The organism is Actinomadura kijaniata NBRC 14229, from assembly GCF_001552175.1.
In the GTDB taxonomy this organism is placed as follows: Bacteria; Actinomycetota; Actinomycetes; order Streptosporangiales; family Streptosporangiaceae; genus Spirillospora; species Spirillospora kijaniata.
The window spans coordinates 19,586-44,941 of sequence record NZ_BCQR01000098.1; the positions used below are offsets into that span (position 1 = coordinate 19,586).

The 25,356-nt window shown below is 72.9% G+C and carries 21 protein-coding genes and 1 pseudogene; 10 read left to right on the top strand and 12 right to left on the bottom strand.

Going from position 1 to position 25,356, the window contains the following annotated elements; genetic code table 11:
- Nucleotides 1-17: 17 nt before the first annotated feature.
- Together AKI01S_RS28345 and AKI01S_RS28350 are read right to left on the bottom strand one after the other, a co-directional pair.
- On the bottom strand, nucleotides 18-815 hold the full coding sequence (locus AKI01S_RS28345) for an ABC transporter permease (RefSeq protein ID WP_067824617.1): 798 nt from the start codon (nucleotides 813-815) through the stop codon (nucleotides 18-20).
- Complete coding sequence (locus tag AKI01S_RS28350) at nucleotides 812-1,768, bottom strand: ATP-binding cassette domain-containing protein (protein ID WP_067824619.1); 957 nt, start codon at nucleotides 1,766-1,768, stop codon at nucleotides 812-814. Before AKI01S_RS28350 ends, AKI01S_RS28345 begins: the two co-directional genes overlap by 4 nt.
- Nucleotides 1,769-1,859: 91 nt before the next feature.
- Between AKI01S_RS28350 and AKI01S_RS28355 the strand changes: the two genes are divergently transcribed.
- The 4 genes from AKI01S_RS28355 (at nucleotide 1,860) to AKI01S_RS28370 (ending at nucleotide 6,008) form a co-directional block, all read left to right on the top strand.
- Nucleotides 1,860-2,984, top strand: a complete 1,125-nt coding sequence (locus tag AKI01S_RS28355; protein ID WP_067824622.1) for a TetR/AcrR family transcriptional regulator — start codon at nucleotides 1,860-1,862, stop codon at nucleotides 2,982-2,984.
- Nucleotides 2,985-3,176: 192 nt separating this feature from the next.
- Nucleotides 3,177-3,776, top strand: a complete 600-nt coding sequence (locus AKI01S_RS50915) for a hypothetical protein (RefSeq protein WP_157420204.1) — start codon at nucleotides 3,177-3,179, stop codon at nucleotides 3,774-3,776.
- Between the two features lie 624 nt (nucleotides 3,777-4,400).
- Nucleotides 4,401-5,126 carry an HAD family hydrolase gene (locus AKI01S_RS28365; protein ID WP_067824627.1) on the top strand — a complete coding sequence of 242 codons (726 nt, stop codon included), beginning with the start codon at nucleotides 4,401-4,403 and terminating at the stop codon, nucleotides 5,124-5,126.
- Between the two features lie 561 nt (nucleotides 5,127-5,687).
- Nucleotides 5,688-6,008, top strand: coding sequence for a hypothetical protein (locus AKI01S_RS28370; RefSeq protein ID WP_067824629.1), 321 nt, complete (start codon nucleotides 5,688-5,690; stop codon nucleotides 6,006-6,008).
- Between the two features lie 80 nt (nucleotides 6,009-6,088).
- Here the strand turns inward: AKI01S_RS28370 and AKI01S_RS28375 are convergent, their stop codons facing one another.
- The 7 genes and pseudogenes from AKI01S_RS28375 to AKI01S_RS28405 all read right to left on the bottom strand — a co-directional run bounded on the left by AKI01S_RS28375 (nucleotide 6,089) and on the right by AKI01S_RS28405 (nucleotide 14,023).
- Nucleotides 6,089-7,099, bottom strand: a complete 1,011-nt coding sequence (locus AKI01S_RS28375) for a YVTN family beta-propeller repeat protein (protein WP_157420205.1) — start codon at nucleotides 7,097-7,099, stop codon at nucleotides 6,089-6,091.
- A gap of 318 nt (nucleotides 7,100-7,417) precedes the next feature.
- Nucleotides 7,418-7,888 (bottom strand): annotated as a pseudogene (locus AKI01S_RS49520) (hypothetical protein); the annotation flags it as partial.
- 496 nt (nucleotides 7,889-8,384) lie between these two features.
- Nucleotides 8,385-8,660, bottom strand: coding sequence for a hypothetical protein (locus AKI01S_RS50920; RefSeq protein ID WP_067824635.1), 276 nt, complete (start codon nucleotides 8,658-8,660; stop codon nucleotides 8,385-8,387).
- 87 nt (nucleotides 8,661-8,747) lie between these two features.
- Nucleotides 8,748-10,181 (bottom strand): RNA polymerase sigma factor, encoded by a 1,434-nt coding sequence (locus AKI01S_RS28390; protein ID WP_067824637.1) that lies wholly within the window; start codon nucleotides 10,179-10,181, stop codon nucleotides 8,748-8,750.
- Nucleotides 10,182-10,408: 227 nt separating this feature from the next.
- Complete coding sequence (locus AKI01S_RS28395) at nucleotides 10,409-11,575, bottom strand: nucleoside hydrolase (RefSeq protein WP_084000342.1); 1,167 nt, start codon at nucleotides 11,573-11,575, stop codon at nucleotides 10,409-10,411.
- A gap of 179 nt (nucleotides 11,576-11,754) precedes the next feature.
- The gene (locus tag AKI01S_RS28400; RefSeq protein WP_067824640.1) at nucleotides 11,755-12,753 is read right to left on the bottom strand and encodes a cation diffusion facilitator family transporter; all 999 of its coding nucleotides are present in this window, start codon (nucleotides 12,751-12,753) and stop codon (nucleotides 11,755-11,757) included.
- A gap of 97 nt (nucleotides 12,754-12,850) precedes the next feature.
- A complete protein-coding gene (locus tag AKI01S_RS28405; RefSeq protein ID WP_067824642.1) occupies nucleotides 12,851-14,023 on the bottom strand; it encodes an AMP-binding protein in 1,173 nt (390 codons plus the stop codon).
- A 113-nt stretch (nucleotides 14,024-14,136) separates the two neighbouring features.
- Here AKI01S_RS28405 and AKI01S_RS28410 point away from each other — a divergent pair, with 113 nt between their 5' ends.
- Genes AKI01S_RS28410 through menD form a run of 3 tightly spaced genes read left to right on the top strand, consistent with a single transcriptional unit; the run spans nucleotide 14,137 to nucleotide 17,687 of the window.
- Complete coding sequence (locus tag AKI01S_RS28410; protein ID WP_067824644.1) at nucleotides 14,137-15,036, top strand: 1,4-dihydroxy-2-naphthoyl-CoA synthase; 900 nt, start codon at nucleotides 14,137-14,139, stop codon at nucleotides 15,034-15,036.
- 31 nt (nucleotides 15,037-15,067) lie between these two features.
- The gene (locus AKI01S_RS28415) at nucleotides 15,068-15,994 is read left to right on the top strand and encodes an o-succinylbenzoate synthase (protein ID WP_067824646.1); all 927 of its coding nucleotides are present in this window, start codon (nucleotides 15,068-15,070) and stop codon (nucleotides 15,992-15,994) included.
- A 22-nt stretch (nucleotides 15,995-16,016) separates the two neighbouring features.
- The gene (menD, locus tag AKI01S_RS28420) at nucleotides 16,017-17,687 is read left to right on the top strand and encodes a 2-succinyl-5-enolpyruvyl-6-hydroxy-3-cyclohexene-1-carboxylic-acid synthase (RefSeq protein ID WP_067824648.1); all 1,671 of its coding nucleotides are present in this window, start codon (nucleotides 16,017-16,019) and stop codon (nucleotides 17,685-17,687) included.
- 510 nt (nucleotides 17,688-18,197) lie between these two features.
- On the opposite strand, the gene AKI01S_RS28425 is transcribed toward menD, so the two are convergent.
- Together AKI01S_RS28425 and AKI01S_RS28430 are read right to left on the bottom strand one after the other, a co-directional pair.
- Nucleotides 18,198-19,718, bottom strand: a complete 1,521-nt coding sequence (locus tag AKI01S_RS28425; RefSeq protein ID WP_067824650.1) for a hypothetical protein — start codon at nucleotides 19,716-19,718, stop codon at nucleotides 18,198-18,200.
- Nucleotides 19,719-20,098: 380 nt separating this feature from the next.
- Nucleotides 20,099-20,911 carry a tyrosine-protein phosphatase gene (locus AKI01S_RS28430; protein WP_067824652.1) on the bottom strand — a complete coding sequence of 271 codons (813 nt, stop codon included), beginning with the start codon at nucleotides 20,909-20,911 and terminating at the stop codon, nucleotides 20,099-20,101.
- A gap of 267 nt (nucleotides 20,912-21,178) precedes the next feature.
- Here AKI01S_RS28430 and AKI01S_RS28435 point away from each other — a divergent pair, with 267 nt between their 5' ends.
- Nucleotides 21,179-22,240: a fatty acid desaturase family protein gene (locus tag AKI01S_RS28435; protein WP_084000343.1), complete on the top strand. Its 1,062-nt coding sequence runs from the start codon at nucleotides 21,179-21,181 to the stop codon at nucleotides 22,238-22,240.
- Nucleotides 22,241-22,370: 130 nt separating this feature from the next.
- Here the strand turns inward: AKI01S_RS28435 and AKI01S_RS28440 are convergent, their stop codons facing one another.
- A complete protein-coding gene (locus tag AKI01S_RS28440; RefSeq protein ID WP_067824654.1) occupies nucleotides 22,371-23,615 on the bottom strand; it encodes a M14 family metallopeptidase in 1,245 nt (414 codons plus the stop codon).
- 463 nt (nucleotides 23,616-24,078) lie between these two features.
- On the opposite strand from AKI01S_RS28440, the gene AKI01S_RS28445 reads away from it, so the two are divergent.
- Nucleotides 24,079-24,378, top strand: coding sequence for a hypothetical protein (locus AKI01S_RS28445; RefSeq protein WP_067824656.1), 300 nt, complete (start codon nucleotides 24,079-24,081; stop codon nucleotides 24,376-24,378).
- A gap of 156 nt (nucleotides 24,379-24,534) precedes the next feature.
- A complete protein-coding gene (locus AKI01S_RS28450; protein ID WP_067824659.1) occupies nucleotides 24,535-25,344 on the top strand; it encodes an Fpg/Nei family DNA glycosylase in 810 nt (269 codons plus the stop codon).
- The last annotated feature ends 12 nt before the right edge of the window (nucleotides 25,345-25,356 follow it).

Sequence of the window (25,356 nt, forward strand, 5' to 3'; positions counted from 1 at the left end):
GCTGCGGGACGGCACGGTCACTCCTGACGGCCGTAGGCGCGGACCGCGAGCGGGCAGAAGACGGCGAACAGTGCCGCCGACCACAGCAGCGTGAGGCCGACGCTTCCGGCGGGCGCCGTCCCGTTCAGCAGGGCGCGGCAGGCGTCCATGACGTGGGTGACGGGGTTGACGTCCGCCCACGCCCGGAGCCAGCCGGGCAGGGTCTCGATCGGGGCGGCCAGGCTGCTGCCCAGCTGGAGCGGCAGGAAGGCGACGAAGCCGACCGCCAGCACGGCGTCGGCGCTCTTGACGAGCACCCCGATGTACACCGTGACCCAGCTCAGGCAGAACCCGAACAGGATCGCCAGCCCGGCCGCCCCCAGCGCGTCGAGGACGCCGCCCCGGACGCGGAACCCGAGCAGCGCGCCGAGGCCGAACAGCACCGCGACGGCGACCGTGTAACGGAGGATGTCGGCCATCACGGAGCCGAGCAGCGGAGCCGTACGGCTGATCGGCAGGCTGCGGAACCGGTCGGTGACGCCGTTCTTCAGATCGAGGTTGATGGCCGACCCGGTGGAGATCATGCCGGCCAGTCCGGCGCCCATGACGAGGATGCCGGGGAACAGGTACTGCAGGTAGTCGGCGGTGGTCCCGGCGACCGGGCGGCCGAACAGGTAGAGGAACAGGACCATGAACAGCGCCGGGGTGACGACGCCGTTGACGACCGGGCCCGGGTTGCGGGTGGTCTTGGCGAGGCTGCGCCGGGCGAGCACCGCGCTGTGCCGGAGGGTGGCGAGGCGCCGGGGCCCGGTGGTCCGGGGGAACGTCGTGGTCATGCCGCTTCCTCGGTGTCGGTGGCGGGGGCCCCGGTCAGGGACAGGAAGACCTCGTCGAGGCTGGGCAGGCGGAACGCGAGCTCGCCGACGTCGATGCCGCTTCCGTGGAGCCGGGCGGTGATCTCGAAGAACTCCGCGTCACCGGCGACCGGCGCGACGAGCCCGTGGCGGCGTGACCGGTCGGGCTCCCGTCCCGTGACCCGGGCGACGATCGCCGCGGCGCGGTCGAGGTCGGCGGCGTCGGCCGGCCGGAGCGCGATCGTGTGCCCGCCGACCTCGCGCTTGAGGTCGGCGGGGGTGCCGGACGCGATCACCCGTCCGTGGTCGAGGACGGTGATCTCGTCGGCGAGGGCGTCGGCCTCCTCCAGGTACTGCGTCGTGAGCAGGACCGTGACGCCGTCCCGGGCGAGCCCGCGGATCATCTGCCACAGCTCCTCGCGCCCGCCGGGGTCCAGCCCGACCGAGGGCTCGTCGAGGAAGACGACCTCGGGCCGCCCCACCAGGGCGGCGGCCAGGTCGAGCCGGCGCCGCATCCCGCCCGAGTAGGTGGCGACGGGCCGGTCGGCCGCGTCGTCGAGGCCGAAACGGGACAGCAGCTCGTCGGCGCGGCGGCGGGCGTCCCGCCGCCCGAGGTCGAGCAGCCGGCCGATCATGACCAGGTTGGACCGCCCCGACAGCTCGTCGTCGACGCTCGTGTGCTGCCCCGACAGCGCGATGCGCCGGCGGGCCCGCCCCGGATCCCGCCGCACGTCGATCCCGGCCACGCGCACCTCGCCCGCGTCGGGGCGCAGCAGGGTCGCCAGCACCCGGACGACGGTCGTCTTCCCCGCGCCGTTGGGGCCCAGCAGCCCCAGCACCCGTCCCCGGGGAGCCGCGAGGGTCACCCCGCCGACCGCGGTCGTCCGGCCGAATCTCTTGATCAACTCATTGACCTCGAACCCGTTGTCGTCCATGTCCCATCTCCGATGTTCACGAAATCCCGATGACGCCATCATCTGGATGTTCTGAGTATCATGACACGGCGGGAAAGGGAAAGGGGCACGGATGGCGAGACTGACCCGCGCGCAGCAGCAGGAGCAGACCCGCGCGGCCGTGCTGGTCGCGGCCCGGCAGGAGTTCGCCGAGCACGGCTACGCCGAGGCCAAGGTCGACCGGATCGCCGAGCGCGCCGAACTGACGAGGGGCGCGGTCTACTCCAACTTCACCGGCAAGCGCGCGCTCTACCTCGCGGTGCTCCTCGACACCGCCGAACAGGCCCGGGCCGCCGCCGAGCCGCCGCCGGAGCCACCCGCCACCGCCGGGCGGGCGCTGGGCGCCTTCGCCCGGGTCTGGCTCGAACGGCTGCCGCTCGCCGTCGACACCCCGAGCAGCGGCCATCTCCAACTGCGCTCGCTGTCCGGCGTCGTCGACACCGAACCGGCCCGGGCGGCGCTGGCCGAACTCGTCCGGTTCGAAGCCCTGCTGCTCGCCCGGGCACTCGAACCGCGCGCCGCGCTGCGCACCGGGGCGGTACGGCGGGCCGAACTGGTCCTGACCCTGCTCCAGGGCGCGGCGAGCCTCGCCGAGGACGCCCCCGGGGTCGGTGACCCCTTCGCCCTGGTCCGCGCCGCCGAGCACCTGGCCGACGTCCCCCTCCTCGACGAGGACGCGGACCCGCCCCACCTGCCCTTCGTGGCTCCGGCGCGGCCGGCGCGCGACCCCTGGACCGCCCCCCGCGGACTCCGCGACGAGATCACCGGCCGCCGGACCGACCTCGACGGCGACGGCGTGGTGGTCGTGCTGGGCGTGCGGCGCCTGTCCGCGGCCGAGGAGGCGATGCGCGCGGCGCGGCCGGGCGACGCGCTGACGTTCGTGGTCGTGACCGGCGATCCCGCCGAGACCGGCCGCCTGGCCCGCCTCCGGACCGTCGATCTCATCGCCTGCCTGCGACGGGTGTTCGCGCCCGGGGACCTGCCGCGATTCCGCGTCGTCTTCGACGACGACGGCGCGGTCGCCGCGGCCGTCGGCCGGAACCCGGCCGACGACTTCACCGAGCTCGCGGTCCGCACCCGCGATGGCCTGATCGTGGCCCGCGCGGACGGACGCGGAGCGGGCCACGCGGTGGGAGCCCGCGAAGGCGACCGGCGGCGCGGCGGTACGAGCCCGGGCAGGCCGGCAGGCGAGGGGTGAACCGGGGACCCGGAGGCGCTCGGCGTTCGTCACCGGGCCTCCGGCGACCGTGGAGGCGGAACACGATCGGGACCGGCCGGCACCACCGGACCGGTTGGGAGAATCGCGCGGCAGGACCCATCACGAGGGGGCGCGGTGTTTCGCAGGAGCACACGGAGCCGGACCGAGAAGTTCGGCAGGGAGCTCGACGCGGTGAAGGCCCGTACCGCGGCGGGCCGGTGGCGGGACGCGGTGCTGGCGAGCATGCGGGCGGAGCGGATCGCCACGCGGTCGCAGCGGGCGGAACCGGCCGACCTCGGGCACGTGTGGGTGCTCGGCTCCACGTGCTACGACCAGGCGTTGCTGTGGGACCGGCTGGGCGAGGGACGGCAGGCCGTCAGCGCCGCGCGCAGGGCGTTGTGGGCCTACCACTGGCTGGACCCCGCCAAGGGGGACCCGGGCCGCGTGCGGGAGGGGCTGGCCGGAGACGGATCCGAGGCGGGGGACGGCGCCCCGGCCGCGCCGGCGAAGCTGATGGCCCGCGCCGCGGACGCCCGAGCCCGGCTGGCCCGGTTGCTGGCCAAGTACCAGGAGGAACGCCGCCCCGGCGACACCTCGAACACCGCATCAACAAGCTCAAGCAATGGCGCGGTCTCGCCACCCGCTCTGACAAACTCGCCCGCCACCACCGAGCAGCCGTCACCCTGGTCAGCGCCCTGCTCTGGATCACCACATGATCCACCGGACGCGGGCCAGGTCTTCAGCGAGCCTTCGGGTCGCCGGCAACCGCGTCCCGGTCGCCAGGCGCCCTGACCGCACCGCCTCCCGCAGCGCCCGCTCTGGACCCGTCCGGAGTCCGGCTCCAGATGCAGGTCCGTCCAGGATTGGGCCACCTGTCCACCACGGAATTGGATCTTACTGACGGCCCAATCGTGCCTTTAGCGTCGTCCGGGTGACCATGGTTCGATATCCCGGGACGGTCTCCCGTACGGCTGTCCGGCCGTTCGTCGAAGCCTGCTGCTTGGCCGCCTTCCGCCTGGCCGGCGCCGCCGGAGCACTCGCCGCCCGGTCTGCTCGGCCGCGTCGCCGACCGGGCAGACCGGGTTCGGCTCACCAGGGCAGCCCTGATCCCTGGAGTCGCGTCCTTCGCCGCCCCATGGTCCGGCGGCCATCACCTCGCGTGGCTCCTCATCGGGCTTTTGTCCATGGACGCCGCCGTGAACTCCCTTCATCTGCTGAACATGAGCATCGTCAGCACTAAGGACGCCCCAGCCCCTCTCGCCTTGGTCGACATGACCATCTCCACATTCGGCGGCGCCGCCGGTGCGGCCGCGGGACCGGCTGCTCACGCCAGCGGCGACCAGACCGCGACCTGCCTGTTCGGCGCGGCCTTCCTCGCGACCACCCTCGCCCCGACCTCCCCCGAACGGAGAACCCGTGAAACCCCAGCTGATCATCTTCGACAACGACGGTGTCCTGGTCGACAGCGAGCCCACCGCACACCGCGTCCTGTCCGGATACCTGACGGAACTGGGCTTCCCCTTCACCCTGGAAGAGTCCTACCAGTACTTCCTTGGCAACGCCGCCCGCACCGTCCACACCGTCGTCGCCGACCGATACGGCGGCACACTCCCCGCGGACTTCACCGCACGCTGCCACGAACGGGTCTTCACCGCCTTCCGCAAGGGCCTGGACGCCGTCCAGGGCGCCTCGACCGTCCTCACCGAGCTACAGCGCCGCGGCATCCCCTACTGCCTGGCGTCCTCCTCCGACCACGCCTGGATCGACCTCACCCTCGCCCAGACCGGGCTGCGCCCCCTGCTGCCACCTGACGTGGTCTTCAGCGCCCAAGACGTCGGCGGCATCGGGAAGCCCGCCCCCGACCTGTTCCTCCACGCCGCCACCACGCTCGGCGCCCACCCGCGCGGCTGCCTCGTCATCGAAGACAGCCCCAACGGCGTCCGCGCGGCGAAAGCCGCCGGCATGCCCGTCCTCGGCTACACCGCCCTCACCCCGGCCAGCAGCCTCGTCGGAGCCACATCACTCATTCCTCACCTGACCGCTCTTCTCGACCACCTGGACCCCACCGAGCCGCTGACGCCCGGACCGGAACCGAGAAAATCAGCCACTCCCACGAGGGAGTACGGACGATCACAACTGTGATCAAGGCTGATGCCCGCGTCGGGCACCCCGTGCCCACGCCGCGTCCGTGAGCTCATGACGAAGCACATGTCCACCCGCACAACCCAGGACATAGGTCGACCTCAGCCAGACACCGAGATCCACCGGACACGGCTAGGGCGTGCACTTCCACGCGTTGACCTGCGGCGAGATCGGCGGAGGCGGACGGGCGAAGCGCCAGCGGGACGGCTTCAGGTGGCAGCTGGGAGCTGTGGGTCTCCCGGTGGTGGCCGGTCCTGGGCGGCGGGCTCCGGCGGCGGCGACACACCATCGAGGCCGCCCCTGACCGGGGTCCGGATCCCCGCGGAGGCCGTTCCCGTGTGCGTCATGTGGCGAGGCTGCCCAACGAGACGGAGACCGGCTGTGGCGGACGTTCGACGTCATGCTCATCCGCGAGGACGCCGCGAAGGTTCCATCGGCGCGAGCTCTTTTACCCAACAATGGGTAATCGGCCGGATACACACGGCACCAATCGAGCAGGTAGTCGTCTGAACACGCTCCCAGCGGCTCATCGCCGCTCACCGATCTGCATCGAGGAGTCTCGTGAACAAGCGTCTTTCCATCGTCACCGGCATCGGCGCCCTGAGCGCACTGGCGACGCTGGGCCTGGGGATCTCCCTGGCCGCGGCCGACGAGAGCCGTTCCGGGCGGCCGCCGGTCATGGCGCCGACCCCGAGCACCTCAGCCAACGTGACCCCGACCTGCATCAAGCTCTCCGACATCACCAGCCTGCTGGAGGGCGAGCGGCGCGCGGCCCCCGCGCCGACCTCGAGCGCCAAGCCCGCCCCCGGCTACGTCCCCGTCTGCGTCGAGGGCACCGGCGCCCCGGCCCCGTCCCTGTCCCCGAGCCCGGCGACGCCGTGACGGCGTCGTAGCGGAACCGTCGCGGGGCGGGGGCGTCCGACCGCCTCCCCGCCCCGCCTCCCCGGGATCCGCGCCCGTCCTCAGCGCGGCGCGACGGCCACGCCCTCGGGCTCCTCGCCGACGGGGACGGTGGCGATGACCTTGTTGTCCTGGGCGTCGATGACCGACATCGTGTCCGAGGCGGTGTTGGTCACATAGACCCGGTCGCCGCCGGGTTCGACGGCCACGCCCTCGGGGCGGCGGCCGACCGGGATGGTGGCGGTGACCCGGGCGGTCGGCGCGTGGACGACCGAGACGGTGTTGTCGCGCATGTTGGCCACGTAGACCCACTCGCTGAACGGGGTGGCCCCGACGCCGGTCGGCGTGCGGCCGACGGGGACCGTCACCGGTTCCGCCCCGGGCGCGACGACCGTGACCGAGTGGGAGCCGGTGTTGGCGACGTACACGTGGCCGGCGCGGCCGGGGGCGGCGACGCCGTGGGGGAACAGGCCGGTGCGGTGCGAGGCGATGATCTTGTTGGTGCGGACGTCGATGACCGACAGGCTGCGGCCGCCGTTGTTGGTCAGGAAGACCTGGGTTCCGTCGGGAGAGGCCGCCAGGGTGTGCGGCAGCGGCCCGGCGGGGATGGTCGCCACCGGCCGGCCCTTGTCCGCGTCGATCACCGTGACCGTGTCGGAGCCGTGGTTGGCGACGTAGACGCGGTCCGGGACGGCCACGACGCCGAACGGCACCCGCCCCACCGGGATGGTGGCGACCACTTTCAGGGTGGCGGTGTTGATGACCGAGACGTCGTTGGACAGGGCGTTGGCGACATAGGCCCGGTTGCCGTCCGGGGCGACCGCGGCGGCGACCGGGGCGTCGCCCACCGGCACGGTCGCCCTCACCTCCTCCAGCCGGGTGTCGTAGACGGTCACGGTGTCGGACCCGGTGTTGGTGACGAAGGCCAGGATGCGGGAGGGATGGGATTCGGCGGGCTGGACCGGCGAGAACGCGAACACGACCGTGCAGCCCAGCCCGATCGTCAGGAGCAGCGTTCCCGGGCGTCCCACACGTGCCAGAGGACCGTCCCGCTTCCCCAGTCTCATGATCATGATCACTTAGCGTAACCACAGGTGGAGGGTCGGCGACACTCTAAGTGATCTTCGTTTGTCGTCGTGTCACGCTTCTGAGCAGCGCACATGCGGCTCGGGCGGCATCGCCGACGGGGGCGGGCCGGTGGGGCGTTCCGCCATCCGTCCGGCCGTCGGCGCGTCGGCACGGCTCCCAGGAGTCCGGTGGGGTGGCGGGTGGAAAAATCACTGCCCGGGACTGACGGGTGCTGTGAACAACTGTAAGCGCCCTGTCACTTCCGTCTGACCGAATACGGGGTTACGGTCGATACACCACTTGGTGACCTGGGCAGATGGTTCTCATCCTGCCAAAGGAGGTTGTCGGCCCGGGCACCGGCCAGGGTCCGAGGGGACGGCCGCAGGGCGATCATCCGCCCCGAACTCCCGCTCGGCGGCCGAACGTCCTGGTCGTGGTCCCCGGAAGAGGCGTACCGAACAGCGGGCCGACCCGGCCCAATGCTCGCTCGCACCGGTCTCGGGGCGGGCCCCGGCCGCTCCGCACGGCCCGTCCGGTACTGGCTCCACTCTCTTCCGGGAGGGCGCGGGACGACGCCTCGCTGTCGGCCTCGTCCCGCGCCACGGAGCCCGCCCGCGCGCTCGGTGGAGCAGGGCGAGCTGCCGGGACCGGGCGACCAGGGCGCCCCGGCAGTCCCAGATGTCGCAGCCCTCCTCATGAAAGCCGCCGGTGAGGTGCCGCGTGCCGATCCGGCAGAGCAGCCAGCCGGGCGCGGGCCAGCCGCGGAGGTGGAGGGTCAGCCCGACGGTGAAGACGTCGGGCCGTCCGGGGTCGGCCGGGTGTTCTGGTCGACGAGGTGCTCGGTGCCGGCCATGGCGATCATCGTGCTGAACGGCCGGTCACGCCGGTGATGATCGTTCCCGACGGGGTCCGCCTCGCCTTCTCGGGTGTGGGCCCTTCTGGCGCAGGTGCCGGTCTCGTCGGGGAGTTCCCGCACGCGGCTCCTGTTCACCATATGAAATACCAGGTCAGCGCGTGTGTGGCGTGGTGCTCGCGCCGGCGGGGGCGGGCGGGCAGCATGATCCTGCTCGCAGGAGCCGCACGCCCAGGTCATCTGTGGGGGACTGCCTGGAGGCGACGCGGTGCGGCGGCCCGGACAGACACCGCGGCCGCCGCGCACGGCTCTCGCGAGACCTCTCGCCGCGCCCCGACGGGTGATGTTCCCGGGAACGGGACGCCCGGCCGGAGACGGGGCGCGGCGAGGGGGACCTCCGTGGCGGCCGCCGAACGGCCCGGACCGGGGGCGGCGGCTCAGCAGGCCCCCGGGCCCGGGCCCGGCGAGCCGGGGCGGGCCGACAGCATCGGCTCCCAGAACAGCGCCGCCTCACGGTCGGGGATCCCGCAGCCGCACTCGCGGGAATGGCGGGTGGCCGACGCCGTCCGGCGCACCAGGGCCGAGGCGCGGACCGCCGCGCAGTCGCACGCGTGCGCGGCGACGGGCGATCCGGAACAGTCGCAGAGCGGGGAACCGCGCATCTCCAGCTCGTCGGCGAGCGCGGCGCGTTGAGCGTCGGTGACGGGGGTCATCCGGGCATTGTCGGGGAAAGCCCGCCGAAAACGGTGAAGGCCCGCCGGGGAACCGGCGGGCCAGGGGACGAGGTCAGACGGCGCGGATCAGACCGCGAAGTCCAGCAGCGGCTGGGCGTTGCTGGGGTGCCGCAGCTTGGACAGCGACTCCTTCTCCAGCTGGCGGATCCGCTCGCGGGTCAGGCCCAGCGCCTTGCCGATCTCGTCGAGGGTCCGGGGCGTGCCGTCGTACAGCCCGAACCGCATCGCCATGATCTTGGCCTCGCGGGGGTTGAGGATGTCCAGCGTGCGGCGCAGCTGGTCGGCCATCAGCTGACGGTCCACCAGCTCCGACGCCTCGGGGCTGTCGGTGTCCTCGATCAGGTCGCCGATGCGGGTCTCGCCGTCCTCGCCGATCGTGGAGTCCAGGCTGATCGGCTGGCGGCTGGTGCGCAGCAGCTCGCGGACCTGCTCGGGGCTCTTGTCCAGCTCGACCGCCAGCTCCTCGGGGGTGGGCTCGCGGCCCAGGCGCTGGTGCATGTCGCGCTCGACGCGGCTGAGCTTGCTCAGCATCTCCAGCACGTGGACGGGCAGCCGGATCGTGCGGGCCGAGTCGGCGAAACCGCGCTGGATCGCCTGCCGGATCCACCACATCGCGTAGGTGGAGAACTTGTAGCCCTTGGAGTAGTCGAACTTCTCCACCGCGCGGATCAGGCCGAGGTTGCCCTCCTGCACCACGTCCAGCAGCGACAGGCCGCGGTCGGAGTACTTCTTGGCGACCGACACCACCAGGCGCAGGTTGGCCTCCAGCATGTGGGACTTGGCGCGGCGGCCGTCGGCGGCCACCCACTCCAGGTCCATGCGCGTCTCGTGGGAGAGGCCCGGCTCGTTCTCCAGCTTGTACTCGGCGTACAGGCCCGCCTCGATGCGCTTGGCCAGGTCCACCTCCTGCTCGGCGGTGAGCAGCTGGCGGCGGCCGATCGCCTTGAGGTAGGTGTGCACCGAGTCGCCCATGGCCGTGGAGGTGTCGTCCAGGTCGGCGATCTCGGTGTCGGCCGCGTCGGCGTCCGACAGCTCGAACCCTCCGTCGGCGTCCTCCTCGTCGGCGGGCTCGGGGGCGGCCTTGACCGCGGCCTTCTTGTCGGCGGTCGCGCGGGTCGCGCGCTTCCTGGCCGGGGCCTTGGGGGCGGCGGCCTCGACCGGCTCGGCGGTCTCCTCGACGGCCTGCTCGCCCTCGACGGCCGCGACGGTCTTCTTCGCGGCCCGGACGGGCTTCGCCGCGGGCTTGGCCGTGGCCTTGGTGGCGCTCCTGGAGCGGGTGGCGCGCTTCTTGGGCTCCTCCTCGCTGGCGAGGCTGATGCCGTTCTCCGACAGCTCGCGCAGGATGGAGCGGCCCTGGGCGGGGCTGATACCAGCCGCCTCGAAAGCCCGGCGGACCTCGTCGAGCGAGAGGCGTCCTTGGGCACGGCCACGCTCCAGGAGGTCGCCGAGAGCGGAGCTCGTCGACTCCGTGAGCGGGGTCTCTACGGCGGTTCGTGGCATGGGGACACCCCTCTCCCTTCGTGTGTGTCTGCGACGCGGAGGATGTTTGCTCTGGTGACGCGCGCACTTACGGCAACGTCGCACGGCCGGGCCGTTGTTCCCGGGCCGGTACACCAAGCGTCTCACAACACGCGCCCAGACCCGGCCAAAAGACGCTTTTTACCTGCGGGAACGTCGATGGGCCCGGGTTGGGCGGGGGTGACGCGGCCCACACCGCGCCGCGGGGCTCAGCGGGTCATGCGGTCCACGTACAGGTTCCAGAAGCGCTCCTGGTCGACCTCGAACACGATGGTGGCCCTGCGGGTCCCGGCCGGGTTGCGCGGCGCGGCGAACTCCCGCGTGCCGTAGCCCATCGCGCGCCCGTAGTTGGGGCCCTCGGTGGCGTCCACGTCCACGTACCGCTCCTCCGCGCGCTTGATCACGCCCGGGTCCAGGAAGACGGCCGCGGTGAGGGAGTCCCAGACCGGCGTCGTGTACCGGGGGTTCCTGGCGAACTCGGGCCCGTGCAGGTCCTTGAACATCTTCTTGATCGGCGTCTGCGGCCCGGCGACGATCCGGTCGTACCGCGCCTTGGTGTAGAGGACCTTCATGGCGGCCTCGTTCGGCACGATCGTCTGCTTGCGGAACGGCGTGCGCAGCGCGATCTTGGCCGACTCGGGGTCGAACCACCAGTTGAACTCGGCGGCCGGGGTGGTGTTGCCCGGCTCGTCGAACGCCCCGCCCATGTAGACCACCTCCTTGATCATGGGCACGATCTCGGGGTGGGTGCGCACGGCCAGCGCCAGGTTGGTGGCCGGGCCGATCGCGAACACCGTCACCTGGCCGGGATGGCGCCTGACCTGGTCGACGATGAAGTCGGCGGCGGCGCCGTTCCCCGGCCTGGCCTTGGGATACCCGCCGTAGGGCGGCTTGGGCAGCTTCAGGTACGACGGGGGCCGCTTGGTGTCGAACGCGCCGCCGTAGGGCGACTTGCCGTACAGCGCGTCCTGCCCGGGCAGCCGGGACTGCCGCCAGGCGAACAGCGGCTCCCCGGCGCCGGGGACCACCGGGACGTCCCCGCGCCCGATCAGTTCGAGCTGGCGCAGCGAGTAGGCGGTGCCCGCCTCCACCCAGGTGTTGCCGCTGACGGTGGTGACGCCGAGGACGTGCACGCCCCGGTCCTTGGCCAGCATGAACAGGGTGGCGGCGTCGTCGTTGAGCTCGCCCATGTCCGCGTCGACGATCACCTTGCGGGCGCCGGGCGCGGGCGGGGCGGCCGGGGGAGCGGCCGCCGGGCCGGGGGCGGCGGCCGGTGCCTCGCCCGGTTCGGAGGCGGCGCCGGCGGTGTAGACGGCGACGGGGGCGAGGGCGCAGGCCAGCGCGGCCGCGGCGGTCAGCAGATGGGAGCGTCGCATGGGGGATCCCTTCGGACACGCGTCGCGCGTGTGGATCGTTGGGCCGCACCGGACCCTGCCGCACCGCGCACCCGCCCGCAAGATCACTTCGGACAGTGTCACATGATCGTAATTTTCGGGAGGCGTCCCGATCGCGGCGACGACTGACCTTACTGCGTAAAGACCGCCGCCTGTGGCGGCTACGACGTCGCAGACCCCTTGTGGCCGAGCGCCCCGCCGTAGCGGGCGATGACACGTGCCCGCAGCTCGGGGTCGTCGCGGGGGACCGGCTCCAGGAAGACCTCGTCGATCTCCTCGTGGGCCTCGCGCAGCTCGTGGTCGAGGCGGACGCAGGCGCGTTCCATCTCGGCGGAGGTCAGCACGTCGCGGAAGTCCAGCCGGGCGCACACCAGCACCCGGTCCGCGCCGACGATCATGGTGAGGACGTCCACGACCTGCTCGACCTCGGGGGCGGCGGCGAGCCGGGCGCGGACGTCGGCGACGATGCGGGGGTCGGCCTGGCTGCCGATGAGCAGGTTCAGGTTGATGCGGCCGAGGACCAGCGCGACGGCGGTGAGCAGCACGCCGATCAGCACCGAGCCGACGCCGTCCCAGACGGCCGAGCCGGTGAGCTGGTGCAGGCCCATGCCCGCGAACGCCAGCAGCAGGCCGATCAGCGCGGCCGAGTCCTCCAGCAGGACGCTGATGGAGGTGGGCTCGTCGGTGCGGCGGATGTGGACGATGGTGGACAGGCCCTCGGCGCGGGCGTCGGAGCGGACCTGCCGCAGCGCCTGCTGCCAGGAGATCGCCTCCAGGAGGAAGGAGACGCCGAGCACGACGTAGCCGACCAGCGGGTCGGGCTCGTCGCCGTGGTGGTGGCCGAGCAGGGTCTCCACGCCTTGGTAGAACGCGAACAGCGCGCCCATCCCGAAGATCGCGACGGCGACGAGCAGGGTCCAGATGTAGCGTTCCTTGCCGTAGCCGAACGGGTGGCGGCGGTTGGCCGGGCGGGTGCTGCGGCGCAGTCCGACCAGCAGCAGGACCTCGTTGAAGGTGTCGGCGACCGAGTGGGCGGCCTCGGCGGCCATGGACGCCGATCCGGTGACGACCGCCGCGATGATCTTCGCGACGGCGATTCCGAGATTGGCCCCGAACGCCAGCAGGACCGTCAACGCGCTTTCCGGCTTCTCCTCGGCCATGCACACCCCCCGTGATCAACGCTGTCATTCCCGCCGCCGCGGCGCTGACACGGGACGGCCGACCGGGGGAGCGGGCGGGGGAGCGGGCGGGGCCGGGTCAGGGGCGGCGGAGGCGTTCCAGGTCGGGCTTGCCGGAGGGGAGCAGCGGGATCTCCGGCAGCAGTTCCAGTTCGCGCGGGGCGGCGCAGGCGGGCATGGTCCGCCGGATCCAGTCGCGCAGTTCGGCGAGGGTGGGGGCGTGGTCGCCGGGGACGACGACGGCGGTGACGCGTTCGCCCCACTCGGGGTCGGGGCGGCCGACGACGACGGCGTCGCGGATCTCGGGGTGGCGGGCCAGGGCGGCGGCGACCTCGCCCGCGACGACCTTCTCGCCGCCGGTGTTGATGACGTCGTCGACGCGGCCGCGCACGCGCAGGCGGCCGTTCTCGACGACGCCGAGGTCGCGGGTGACGAACCAGTCGCCGTCGCGGACCGAGGCGGTGAGCCGGGGGCGCAGGCGGTAGCCGGTGAACAGGACGGGCCCGGCGAGGCGGATGCGGCCGTCGGCGTCGATGTCCAGGCGGACGCCGTCCAGGGGGAGGCCGTCGTAGACGCAGCCGCCGCTGGTCTCGCTCATGCCGTAGGTGGTGAGGACCCGTGCGCCGCGTTCGCGGGCGGCGGCGAGCAGGCCGTCGGGGGCGGCGGCGCCGCCGAGCAGGATGGAGCGGAACTTCGACAGGTCGGTCCCGGCGTCCAGCAGGCGGCGCAGCTGGGTGGGCACGACGGCCAGGTGGGCGGCGTCGGCGTCGGCGACGGCGGTGGGGTCGAAGCGGGGCTGGATGACCGGTTCGGTGCCGGCGACCAGGGCGCGGACCAGGACCTGGATACCGGCGATGTGGCTGGTGGGCAGGCAGCACAGCCAGCGGTCGCCGGGTTCGGCGCGCACGCGCTGGAGGGTGGCGGTGGCCGAGGCGCGCAGGGCCGGGGCCGACAGTTCGACGATCTTGGGGGTGCCGGTGGAGCCGGAGGTGGCGATCAGCACGGCGGTGTCGGGCTCGGCGGGGATGCCCGCGATCGGCGCACAGGCGCTGCGGGGCCGGTAGGGGGTGATGCCGTCGGCGGTCTCGACGGCGTGGGGGGCCAGGGCGTCCAGCAGGGCGGTGCGGGCGGGGGCGGGCAGGTCGGGGGAGATCGGGCAGATCGCCGGGCCGGTGCCGTCGAGGGCGGCGGCCAGGGCGGCGAACAGGCGTGGGCCGGGCGGGAGTACGACGGCGTGCAGGCGGCGATCCATGGTCTGTTCAGCGTAGACGACCCCGCTGAACGCGTTCGAATCGGCGAGGCGGTTAGATGGGGGAGGGCCCGGTCGTCGGGTCCGGCCAGGGGATCCGGCAGGGAGAGGGACACATGGTTTCGGAGTTGTTCGACCCGGACGCGTGGAAGGTGGTCGAGGGGTTCGACTTCACCGACATCACCTACCACCGCGCCGTGGACCACGGCACGGTGCGGATCGCGTTCGACCGGCCGGAGGTGCGCAACGCGTTCCGGCCGCACACCGTGGACGAGCTGTACCGGGCGTTGGACCACGCGCGGATGTCCAGCGACGTGGGGTGTGTGATCCTGACCGGCAACGGGCCCTCGCCCCGGGACGGCGGGTGGGCGTTCTGCTCGGGCGGTGACCAGCGCATCCGGGGCAAGGACGGCTACAAGTACGCTGAGGGGGAGACCTCCGACACGATCGACCCGGCGCGGGCGGGGCGGCTGCACATCCTGGAGGTGCAGCGGCTGATCCGGTTCATGGGCAAGGTCGTGATCTGCGTGGTGCCGGGGTGGGCCGCCGGGGGCGGGCACAGCCTGCACGTGGTGTGCGACCTGACGCTGGCCAGCGCCGAGCACGCCCGGTTCAAGCAGACCGACGCGGACGTGGCCAGCTTCGACGGCGGGTTCGGGTCGGCGTACCTGGCGCGGCAGGTGGGGCAGAAGTTCGCGCGGGAGATCTTCTTCCTGGGCGAGACCTACACCGCCGAGGACGCGCACCGGATGGGCATGGTCAACGCGGTCGTGCCGCACGCCGAGCTGGAGAAGACGGCGCTGGAGTGGGCCCGGAAGATCAACGGCAAGAGCCCGACGGCGCAGCGGATGCTGAAGTTCGCCTTCAACCTGATCGACGACGGTCTGGTGGGGCAGCAGGTGTTCGCCGGGGAGGCGACGCGGCTAGCCTACGGGACCGACGAGGCGGCGGAGGGCCGGGACTCGTTCCTGGAGAAGCGCGACCCCGACTGGTCGCGCTACCCGTGGCACTACTAGATCTTCGAGCAGGGCAGGGGGAGCGGTTCGGGTGCGGGTCTACTCGATCCCGATGCGGACGAGGTTCCGCGGCATCACACGGCGGCAGGGCGTGCTGCTGCACGGCCCGGCGGGGTGGGGCGAGTTCTCGCCGTTCGCCGAGTACGGGCCGCCGGAGACCGCGCGCTGGCTGGCGGCGGCCCGGGAGGCCGCCCGTGACGGCTGGCCGGCGCCGGTCCGCGACCGGATCCCGGTGAACGTGACCGTTCCCGCCGTCGGCCCCGAGCGCGCGCACGCGATCGTGCGCGCCTCGGGCTGCCGCACCGCCAAGGTCAAGGTCGCCGAACGCGGCCAGGACGACGCCGACGACATCGCCCGCGTGGAGGCGGTCCGCGACGCCATCGGCCCCGGCGGGCTGGTGCGGATCGACGTCAACGGCGCCTGGGACGTCGACCACGCCGCCCGGATGATCCGCACCCTGGACCGGTTCGGCCTGGAGTACGTCGAGCAGCCGTGCGCGACGCTGGAGGAGCTGGCGCGGGTGCGGCTGCTGGTGGACGTCCCGATCGCCGCCGACGAGTCGATCCGCCGCGCCGAGGACCCGTTGCGGGTGAAGGCGGCCGGGGCCGCCGACGTGGCGGTGCTGAAGGTCCAGCCGCTGGGCGGGGTCGCCGCCGCGCTGCGGGTCGCCGAGGCCACCGGGCTGCCGGTGGTGGTGTCCAGCGCGGTGGAGACCTCGGTGGGGCTGGCGGCGGGCGTGGCGCTGGCCGCCGCGCTGCCGGAGCTGCCGTACGCGTGCGGCCTGGCGACGCTGTCGCTGCTGGAGGGCGATGTGGTGGGCGATCCGCTGGTGGCCGAGGACGGGTTCGTGCCGGTCCGCCGCCCGGAGGTGGACGAGGCCGCCCTGCGCCGTTTCGAGATCGAGGACGAGGGGTGGCGGCGGCGCGTCGCCGACGCCCACGCGTCCCTGGAAGCCTGACCGTGATCGGAGAGCCCCGCCCATGAACCCCGCCACCGCCCTGGCGACCGTCCTGGTGGACGAACTGGTGCGCTGCGGCATGACCGACGCGGTGCTGGCCCCCGGGTCGCGGTCGGCTCCCCTGGCCCTGGCGCTGCACGCCGCCGCGCAGGCCGGGCGGCTGCGGCTGCACGTGCGGGTCGACGAGCGGTCGGCGTCGTTCCTGGGGCTGGGCATGGCCAAGCGGTCGGCCCGGCCGGTGCTGCTGGTGTGCACCTCCGGGACGGCCGCCGCCAACTTCCACCCGGCGGTGATCGAGGCGGGCGAGTCGGGCGTCCCGCTCATCGTGATCACCGCCGACCGGCCGCCCGAGCTGCGCGACACCGGCGCCAACCAGACGATCGACCAGGTCAAGCTGTACGGCACGGCGGTGCGGTGGAGCACCGAGGTCGGGACGCCGGAGAACCGGCCCGGCATGGTCGCCTACTGGCGTTCGCTGGTGGCGCGGGCATGGGGGCTGGCGCAGGCGCCGGTGCCGGGCCCGGTGCACCTGAACGCCGCGTTCCGCGAGCCGCTGATCCCCGACGGCGACGACTCGTGGTGCGAGCCGCTGGACTCCGACACCGGCGGGCCGTGGACGAAGATCCGGGCGGCGACGCCGGGGTCGGTGCTGCACGTCCCGGCGACCCGGCGCGGGCTGCTGGTGGTCGGTGACGGCGCCGCCAACGTCAAGCGGTACGTGGCGGCGGCGTCGATGGCGGGCTGGCCGGTGCTGGCCGAGCCCAACGGCAACGCCCGCTACGGCGACCACGCGCTGTCGGCGCACCACTTCCTGCTGGGGGTGCCCGAGTTCGTCGAGCGGCACCGGCCCGAGGTGGTGGTGACGCTCGGCAAGCCGGGGCTGTCGCGGCCGCTGCTGTCGCTGCTGCGGCGGGCCGACGAGCACATCGTGCTGTCACCGGACCTGGCGCGCTGGCCCGACCCGGTGCGGTCGGCGACCCAGGTCGCCCAGGACGTGGAGATCCCGGTGGTGTCGGGCGACGACGGGTGGCTGAAGTCGTGGCGGGCCGCCGACCTGGCCGCCGCGGCGGCCGTGGACGAGGTCCTGGACGCCCACCCCGAGATCACCGAACCGCGCCTGGCGCGCGACCTGGTGGCGGGCCTGCCGGGCGGGTCGCTGCTGTTCGTGGCGGCGTCCATGCCGATCCGCGACCTGGACCAGGTGATGCGGCCGCGCCGCGGCATCCGGATCATGGCGAACCGGGGGGCGTCGGGCATCGACGGGCTGGTGTCCACGGCGATGGGCGCGGCGCTGGTCCACTCGGGCCGCTCGTACGCGCTGCTGGGGGACCTGTCGTTCCTGCACGACCAGAACGGCCTGATCCTGGGCCCGGAGGACCGGCGTCCCGACCTGGCGATCGTGGTGGTCAACAACTCCGGCGGCGGGATCTTCTCGCTGCTGCCGCAGGCGACGCTGCCGGGGCCGTTCGAGCGGGTCTTCGGCACCCCGCACCAGGTGGACCTGGAGGCGGTCGCGGCCGCGCACCGCATCCCGTACCGGCGCCTGGAGTCGGCGGCCGACCTGCCCAAGGCGGTCGCGGGGGAGGGGCTGCGGATCGTGGAGGCCCGCACCGACCGGGAGGCCAACGCGGCCCTGCACGCCGAACTCCGCCGGGCGGCCCACCAGGCCGTCCGCACCACCCTGGCCGACTGACCGTCAGCGCCGCACCCGAACGGGAAGCCGTGCGCCCCGGAACGGTGACGGCCCGGCCGTCAGGGGCGCGCCGGTGAGTGGAGGCGAACGGGAAGGGCCTGGGGGACACGCTCGACGATCGGTCCAACGGGGTGGTGAGGGCCAGGCCGGGGAAGCGGTCGAAGGGCGCCCGCAGAGCGATGGGGGTTTGGAGACGAACCAACGGCGCGCCGGGACAGAAGCGCCGGCCGTGTCCGAAGCCCACCGGGACGGGTACGGCGAGGAACTCGACCAGCTCGAAGCGGTGCCGCAGGCTGCGGTTGGCCGGCAGCGAAGACCCGTCGCCCGGCGTGGCCAGCGGCCGGGCCGCGTGCGCCGTCCGCGCCAGCGGCGGCGAGGCGAGGCGGGCGGGGGCGCACCGAGAGGCACGCGGGAAGGCCCCAACGACTTGGCGGCCCCGCGGGTGGGCGGGCAGGCCGATGCGCCATCGGTGCCGTGCCGCCACTCGCCGGGCCGCCGTTCGCCGGATCGTCAGGCCGCGGGGACAGGGCTGATCGTCACGGTGGCCTGGGAGGCGGCGGGGTCGGTCGTGTCGACCTTCACCACGGCCTGGTGCGGGGCGGAGCCGATGGTCAGCTCCTGGCCCGGGGTGAGCGCTCCGGCGGGGTGCCAGCCCGCCCCGAGGATCTCGGGACCGTTCTCGCTGTTGCGGGTGTGCACCAGGACGCGGGGGCCGGGCAGCCCGCGATCCCATCGGGTCTGCTCGCGGTACTCCAGGTAGTGGACCTGGGAGGAGGCGGGCGCCTGGAGGCGGGCGGCCAGGTGGCCGTCGGTCCCCGGGCTGTTCAGGGCCGCCAGGGTGATGGTCCGCGGGGCGGCCGGCCACGAGCGCCAGACGCGGGAGCGGTGCAGCCAGCCCAGGTTCTCCAGGTTGATCGCGGCGGCGCCGGGGCCCGCGGCGCGGTTCTCGGAGTCGGTGAACGTCCAGACGTTCATCGCGCTCATGATGTCGAAGCGGTCGCCGTAGACGCCGTCGCCCTGTGAGGAGGAGTGACCGAGGCCGAGGGCGTGGCCGATCTCGTGGGCCATGAACGTGGGCTCGAACGCGCGGTTCTCGGAGTAGGCGAGCACGACCGAGTGACCGCCGACCGAGCCGTGGTCGGCGTCGATGTTGTAGCCGAACACGACCTGGGTGAAGGGGCCCAGGGAGATCCCTGCCCCGGCGGCCGCCTCGCGGCCCCACTCGGCGAGCTTGGCGCGCTGCTGCTGCCCGGAGTACTTGTCGATCTCGTTCCGGGTGCGGCCGATGTCGAGCCAGTCGAAGACCCTGCTTCCGCCGGCGTCGTACTGGCCGTAGGACAGTTCCGCCCAGTACGCGGCCCCGTTGGAGGGGTCCTGGCCGCCCGGCAGGAAGAAGTCCGCCCAGCGCCGGCGTGATCCGGCGGGCACGTCGGTGGGGCGGCACAGGACCACGGCGAGGGGCGTGGCGGGGTCGGAGTACCTGCGCAGCAGGTCGGCGGGGACGTCGCGCCAGGTCACGGTGTCGCGGGGGAAGAGGTGCAGCCCGAAGACCAGCCCCTTGCCGTAGTCGGTCTGGTGGAAGGTCGGGAAGGCGGCGGCGTAGCCGTTGCGGGCGGCGTAGTCGCTGGCGGCCCGCATCATGGCGGGCACCTGGGTGCGGTCGCACACCCCGAGCTCGGCGGCCCGGACGTCCCGGAACTCGGCCTTGCCCGGTTTGATGAGGAAGGTCCCGTAGACCACGCCGGAGCCGTGGTCGGCCTGGTGGAAGGTGGGCAGCCCGGCCGCGTAGCCGTTGCGGGCCGCGTAGTCGTTCGCGCCGCGGAACATCGCCCCGACGTCCTCGATGTCGTGGACGCCGTACTCGTCGCGGGGAACGTCTTCGAAGTCGGCGGTCGTGTCGGGGACGAGGTGTGTCCCGTAGACCATGCCGTCGCCGTAGTCGGCCTCGTGGAAGTTCGGCCAGGCCGCCGCGTGACCGTGGTGGTGCGCGTAGTCGTTCGCCTCACGGAAACGCCTGTCCCGGTCGCCCATGGTGATCCCCCAGAGGGTGTCGAGTTCGCATCTGTCTCACCACGACCCTCGGGGGTGGAGCGGCTCGGCACCACCACCCGACATTGGGGATTGACCACGCGACCCAGGCGTCACCCGCGGCAGCCGGTGGAGGAAGGGGCGGACCGGGAACCTCCGGACAGTGCAGGTCCCGGCGCTGGTCCCGCCCGAAAACACACCACGCTGGTCGTGCTCGCCGACGCCAGGACCTTCACCTGGCGTGCAACCTGAAGATCAGCACCATGGACTTCCACGAGTGCATCGCCCACATGGACACCGAGCCGTGGCGGGAGGGCGCCTGGGCGGGCGCTCGGCGCTGTGTGCTTGCCCGAGCGCCAGCGCAGAAGCCGGGCGGCGCGGGGTCAGTCGAGCAGGCGGCTGCGCAGGGCGGCGGTGTCCTCGTCGGTCCAGCCGTGCTGGGCGAGCCAGGGGAGGGTGCCGCCGTGCTCCTCGTCGAGGCGGGTGAGGAACTTGTCCATGATGGCGGCGTGGGGCTGGTGGCTGTCGGCGGGACGTGAGTCCAGGTCGGCGGCGTAGGTGGGGCTGTTGCGCAGCCGGGTGAGGACGGCGTGGAGGCGTTCGCCGGTCTGGGCGTAGTCGGTGACGATGGCCTCGCGGGTGACGCCGACGACGTCCAGGGCCAGGGCGCAGACGACGCCGGTGCGGTCCTTTCCGGCGGCGCAGTGGACGAGGGCGGCGCCGTCGGTGCGGGCCATGACGCGCAGGGCGGCGACGATGGAGTCGGCGCGGTCGCGAAGATAGCCGTGGTAGTGGCCGATGGAGCGTTCCTGTTCGGGACCGTCCTGGTGGGGGCGTTGCTGCCAGGGAAGGACCTGGTCGAGGTCGACGCCGCCGGGGGCGGTGTCGGCCGCGACGTCGGTGTGGCGGCCGCCTTCGGCGAACAGGGACAGGTGGTGGATGGTGACGGAGGGGGTGCGGGTGAGGGGGCCGGGGCCCTCCAGCCGGACCTCGGGGTGGCTGCGCAGGTCGATGACGTTCTTGAGGGCGTAGTCGTCGAGGAGGACGCGGAGGTCGGCGACGGTGAGGTCCTGGAGGTTGTCGGCGCGTAGGACCCGTCCCCGTCGCGTCTCTTGTCCGTCGGCCGTGGGAAGGCCGCCCAGGTCGCGGGCGTTGACCGCGCCTTCGAGTTGGATCCACCGCGTGCGCTCGCTCATGGTTGGTGACTTTATCGGGCGGTCGTGACGTTTGTTTTACGCAGGGGGGGTTACTCCCCCCTGCGCGGGGGTGGGGGTGGGTCCCCCCGGAAATGGGGTGCTAGCCCTCCTGCGGTGGAGATGGGGGAGGGGCGAGGCTGGTCGCGTTCTCGACCGCCGGTCGCGGACGGGACCTGAGAGCCAGATGGGGGTTGGCTCTGTGGTGGGGCGACCGTTCGGTCCGGTGGTTGGGAGTGTTCAGGCACCGGATCGCTGGATGGAGGGTTTGTGAGCGTGACTGTGGAGACCGCGGTGGAGACCGTGGCCGGGGACACGGCCGGGAGCACGGGTGGGCGGGCCGTCGGCGGCGATTTCGGGCCGTTGGTGCGGCGGGTGCGCGCGGCGGGGCTGCTGGAACGGCGGCGGGGGTACTACGCGCGCGCGGCGGCCGGGAACGTGGCCGCGACGGTGGGGCTGTGGGCGGCGGTCGCATGGTGGGGGGCGTCGTGGTGGGTGCTGGCGCTGGCGGTGCCGATGGCGCTGGTGTCGGGGCGCACGGGGTTCCTGGGGCATGACTCGGGACACCGGCAGATCGCGGCGTCGCACCGCGTGAACCGGGCGCTGGGGCTGGTGCTGGGCAACCTGCTGCTGGGGATGGGGCGCGGGTGGTGGAACGACAAGCACAACCGGCATCACGCCAATCCGAACCACGTGGGCAAGGACCCGGACGTGGGGGAGGGCGTGCTGGCGTGGACGCACGAGCAGGCGGCGCGGAGCCGGGGCGCGCTGCGGTGGGTGCAGCGGCACCAGGCGGCGCTGTTCTTCCCGCTGCTGCTGCTGGAGGGGTTCAACCTGAAGGTGGGGAGCCTGCGGTTCCTGCGGGGGCGTCCGCGGCGCGAGCAGCTGCTCGAGGGGACGTTGCTGACGGCCCACATGGTCGGGTACGTGGGGCTGGTCTTCACGCTGCTGTCGCCGGGGAAGGCGGTGGCGTTCATGCTGCTGCACCACGGGCTGTTCGGGGTGCACCTGGGGTCGGTGTTCGCGCCGAACCACAAGGGGATGGCGATGCCGGGGCCCGAGGACCGCTGGGACCACATGCGGCGGCAGGTGCTGACGTCGCGGAACGTGCGGGGCAACGTGGTGGTCGACTGGCTGATGGGCGGGTTGAACTACCAGATCGAGCACCACCTGTTCCCGGGGATGCCGCGGTGCAACCTGCGGCGGGCGCGGCCGCTGGTGCGTGAGCACTGCGCGGCGGTGGGGCTGCCGTACACCGAGACGGGACTGGTGGAGTCGTACCGGCTGGCGCTGGGCCACCTGCACGAGGCGGGGGCGCCGCTGCGGAAGTAGCGGCCGCACATCGGGTACCTCGCGGCCTTCGAACGAGTGATCCCCCCGGGACCTGGGGTCCCGAGGGGATCGGGTGCGTCGGGCCCTGCCGATCCGGGGCGGACCGGGGAACCCGCTCACCTGGTGGCCGTCAGGCCGCGCAGTACTGGCCCTGCTTGCCGATCGCGCGGTAGGGGCAGTCGGCGTACTCGGTCAGGAGCAGCAGCGAGTCGCGGACGCCGCCCACCAGCGAGTCGATGCGGGACGGCGACGGGTAGAAGCCGCCACCGCCGAGCTCGAAGGTGAACGAGAAGATGCGCTGGTCACCCCAGGTCCAGTCGTCGGTCGACCCGTCGGTGATGTAGAGGTCGCTGGCCTGCTGCGGGGTGAACCCGTTGCTGGCGGCCAGCTGCCTGCCGATGGTGCGGTGCGTGGCCTCCTCGTCGGCCGACATCGCGCCGGGAACGGTGTTGCTGTAGGTGTAGCCGAACGGCCACAGCACCAGGTTGCCGTAGGAGTGGATGTCCAGGAACAGCTTGATCTGCTGCTGGCCGCCGACGATCCGGCTCCTGACGAAGTTGGTCAGCACCCTGGTCTCCGGCGCGGACTCGGGGCTCGGGCCGCGGTAGGTCTCGCTGGACACGTTGCCGGACGAGCCGCCGCAGCACCCCCACTTGTAGGGGAAGTTGCGGTTCAGGTCGGTCGGGGCGGGCTGCCGGTTCTTGCGCCACATCCGGCCCGGCTGGGTGTCGGACGTCATGTCGTACACCTGGCCGTCGGGGTTGACGATCGGGAAGATCCACATCTCCCGGGAGTTCACCAGGTTCGTGACCCGGGTGTTGGAGCCGTAGCCCCGGGTGAGGGTCCCGATCAGGTCCAGGGCCTGCTCGGCCGTGAGCCGCTCGCGGGCGTGGATGTTGGCGATGTAGAGGGTCTCGGGCTCGTTCTCGTCGGTCGCCACGTTGTCGCTGATCTTCACGCCGACGATGTCGCGGCCCTGGTAGGACTTGCCGATGGCGACCTTCCGCGCGATCTGGGGGTAGGCCGCGACGACCGCGTCCAGCTCGGCCAGCGTCTCGGCGAAGGTGTGGTACGAGGTCGCCGAGCGCGGATAGGCCGTCGGCGACGGCAGTGCCGTCACCGTGTAGCCGAGCTTCCTGATCTCCTTCAGCTCGGACGGGATGGCGCTGACCTCCAGCGACCCGTCCGCGCGCACGGTGTCGATCGCGGCGCCGGTACGGGCGACCTGGCTGCGCTGCTGGGTCGTCTTGGGCCCGCTGACCAGGTACCGCTGGGACGTGGGCTCGGGGGCCGCGGCCCGGGCCGGGGCCGTTGCCGTCAGGACGAGGAGGAATGTCGACAGGACGGCGACGAGCAATTTCGGGAGCTTCGCCATGGGCGGGGACACCTGCCATTCGGAAAGGCGCTCGTGGTGCCGTCACGATGACCTCTCGTGAGGCGTCCGACAATGGGCGCCCCGATGCCCCTCCGCCATCTCCGGAATGGTGTAGGTCCAGCTCAGAGAGCCTTTATCGGCCTGCCGTCCAGTCCGGATCAAAGTTCCGTCGAAATTTCACCGCCGCCGGTCGATAAGCGAATTCGGTGCGGGGCGACGGCCGGGCGCCGCACGGCCACCGGCCGCCGGGCCGGACGTTCCGGTGGCGCGCCGGCATCGCTCCGGAGCGGTGCGCCCGCCTTCATGGCTCGGCAATCCAACGTGGCGAGGGCGGTTTTCACGTGGGCCTTTCCGGTTCGGCCGCGACTTTCACGATGGCAAGGGCCGCGGCCCCGCCCGCATGAGGCCAAGGTCTTGAAGGTCCGCGAACACGGATCGTGCGGACGGTCGTCCGGAGGCGGGCATGGCGAACCGGCGGGACCGGCTGTGGGCCGTGGCGGCACTCGGTGTCGTGGTGCCGGGCACCGCGCTCATGATGGCCTGGCGGGTGGACGGCGGACCGCCGGAGAGACCGCCGGGCTGGCATGTGCAGGTCAGCAGCACGACCGACCCTCCGCCAGAGGGGAGCACACCGCGGTTCACGGACTTCGCGTCCGCGCGCGGACCGCTGACCGGCGCGCCGGGGAAGCTGACCAGCCCGAACCACCGGCTGCGGCGGTGGAGCAACGCGACGTCGACGCGGGTGCCGCTCACCTTCCGCTGACACCGGCCCGGACGCCGGGACCGGCGCGCCCGATCCCCCCGACGGCCGGGCTCGACCACGCGGGTTGGAGCGCGCCCGGAAGGGGCCGTAGCGTAGGCGCGGCGCCCCCGAGCAGGTCGTCGTCCCGTCACGTGAGATCAGAGGGTTGTAACGCGCATGCCTGAAGGACACACCATCCACCGGTTGGCCGCCGAGCATCGTCGGATGTTCGAGGGGCGCGTCGTGCGGGCCGAGAGCCCGCAGGGACGGTTCGCCGAGGGCGCCGCGCTGATCGACGGACGGACGCTGGTCGGGGCGGGCGCCGCCGGGAAGCACCTGATGCTGGACTTCGGCGACGACCAGCGGTTGCACGTGCACCTGGGGATCTACGGCAAGTACGCGTTCGGGCCGCCGCCCGCGCCCGCGCCGACGGGTGCGGTGCGGCTGCGGCTGGTGGGCGAGGAGGGCTACGCCGACCTGCGCGGTCCCAACACGTGCGAGCTGCTGGAGCCGGGCGAGGTGAAGCGGCTGTATGACCGGCTGGGGCCGGACCCGTTGCGGCCGGACGCCGATCCGGACCGGGCGTGGCGGGCGATCTCGCGGAGCCGCACCTCGATCGCGGCGCTGCTGATGGACCAGTCGGTGGTGGCGGGGCCGGGCAACATCTACCGGGCGGAGGTGCTGTTCCGGCAGGGCGTCCGCCCGGACCTGCCGGGCCGGGAGCTGTCGCGGGAACGCTGGGAGGCGATCTGGGCCGACCTGGTGGAGCTGATGGCCGAGGGGGTGCGGACGGGGCGGATCGACACGGTGCGGCCCGAGCACACGCCCGAGGCCATGGGGCGTCCGCCACGCGTGGACGACCACGGGGGCGAGGTGTACGTGTACCGGCGGGCGGGGCTGCCGTGCCTGGTGTGCGGCGCGCCGGTGCGGACGGAGGTGCTGGTGGGGCGGAACCTGTTCTGGTGCCCGGGGTGCCAGCGGGACTGACCCCGCGGGGGG

Excerpts from the sequence above, each read along its gene's own strand:
- menD (WP_067824648.1), top strand. The coding sequence starts at position 16,017 with ATGAACCCCGCCACCGCCCTGGCGACCGTCCTGGTGGACGAACTGGTG.
- AKI01S_RS28410 (WP_067824644.1), top strand. The coding sequence starts at position 14,137 with ATGGTTTCGGAGTTGTTCGACCCGGACGCGTGGAAGGTGGTCGAGGGG.
- AKI01S_RS28445 (WP_067824656.1), top strand. The coding sequence starts at position 24,079 with ATGGCGAACCGGCGGGACCGGCTGTGGGCCGTGGCGGCACTCGGTGTC.
- AKI01S_RS28350 (WP_067824619.1), bottom strand. The coding sequence starts at position 1,768 with ATGGACGACAACGGGTTCGAGGTCAATGAGTTGATCAAGAGATTCGGC.
- AKI01S_RS28440 (WP_067824654.1), bottom strand. The coding sequence starts at position 23,615 with ATGGCGAAGCTCCCGAAATTGCTCGTCGCCGTCCTGTCGACATTCCTC.
- AKI01S_RS28425 (WP_067824650.1), bottom strand. The coding sequence starts at position 19,718 with ATGGGCGACCGGGACAGGCGTTTCCGTGAGGCGAACGACTACGCGCAC.
- AKI01S_RS28450 (WP_067824659.1), top strand. The coding sequence starts at position 24,535 with ATGCCTGAAGGACACACCATCCACCGGTTGGCCGCCGAGCATCGTCGG.
- AKI01S_RS28375 (WP_157420205.1), bottom strand. The coding sequence starts at position 7,099 with ATGATCATGAGACTGGGGAAGCGGGACGGTCCTCTGGCACGTGTGGGA.
- AKI01S_RS28395 (WP_084000342.1), bottom strand. The coding sequence starts at position 11,575 with ATGCGACGCTCCCATCTGCTGACCGCCGCGGCCGCGCTGGCCTGCGCC.
- AKI01S_RS28430 (WP_067824652.1), bottom strand. The coding sequence starts at position 20,911 with ATGAGCGAGCGCACGCGGTGGATCCAACTCGAAGGCGCGGTCAACGCC.
- AKI01S_RS28345 (WP_067824617.1), bottom strand. The coding sequence starts at position 815 with ATGACCACGACGTTCCCCCGGACCACCGGGCCCCGGCGCCTCGCCACC.
- AKI01S_RS50920 (WP_067824635.1), bottom strand. The coding sequence starts at position 8,660 with ATGACCCCCGTCACCGACGCTCAACGCGCCGCGCTCGCCGACGAGCTG.
- AKI01S_RS28405 (WP_067824642.1), bottom strand. The coding sequence starts at position 14,023 with ATGGATCGCCGCCTGCACGCCGTCGTACTCCCGCCCGGCCCACGCCTG.
- AKI01S_RS28355 (WP_067824622.1), top strand. The coding sequence starts at position 1,860 with ATGGCGAGACTGACCCGCGCGCAGCAGCAGGAGCAGACCCGCGCGGCC.
- AKI01S_RS28390 (WP_067824637.1), bottom strand. The coding sequence starts at position 10,181 with ATGCCACGAACCGCCGTAGAGACCCCGCTCACGGAGTCGACGAGCTCC.
- AKI01S_RS28400 (WP_067824640.1), bottom strand. The coding sequence starts at position 12,753 with ATGGCCGAGGAGAAGCCGGAAAGCGCGTTGACGGTCCTGCTGGCGTTC.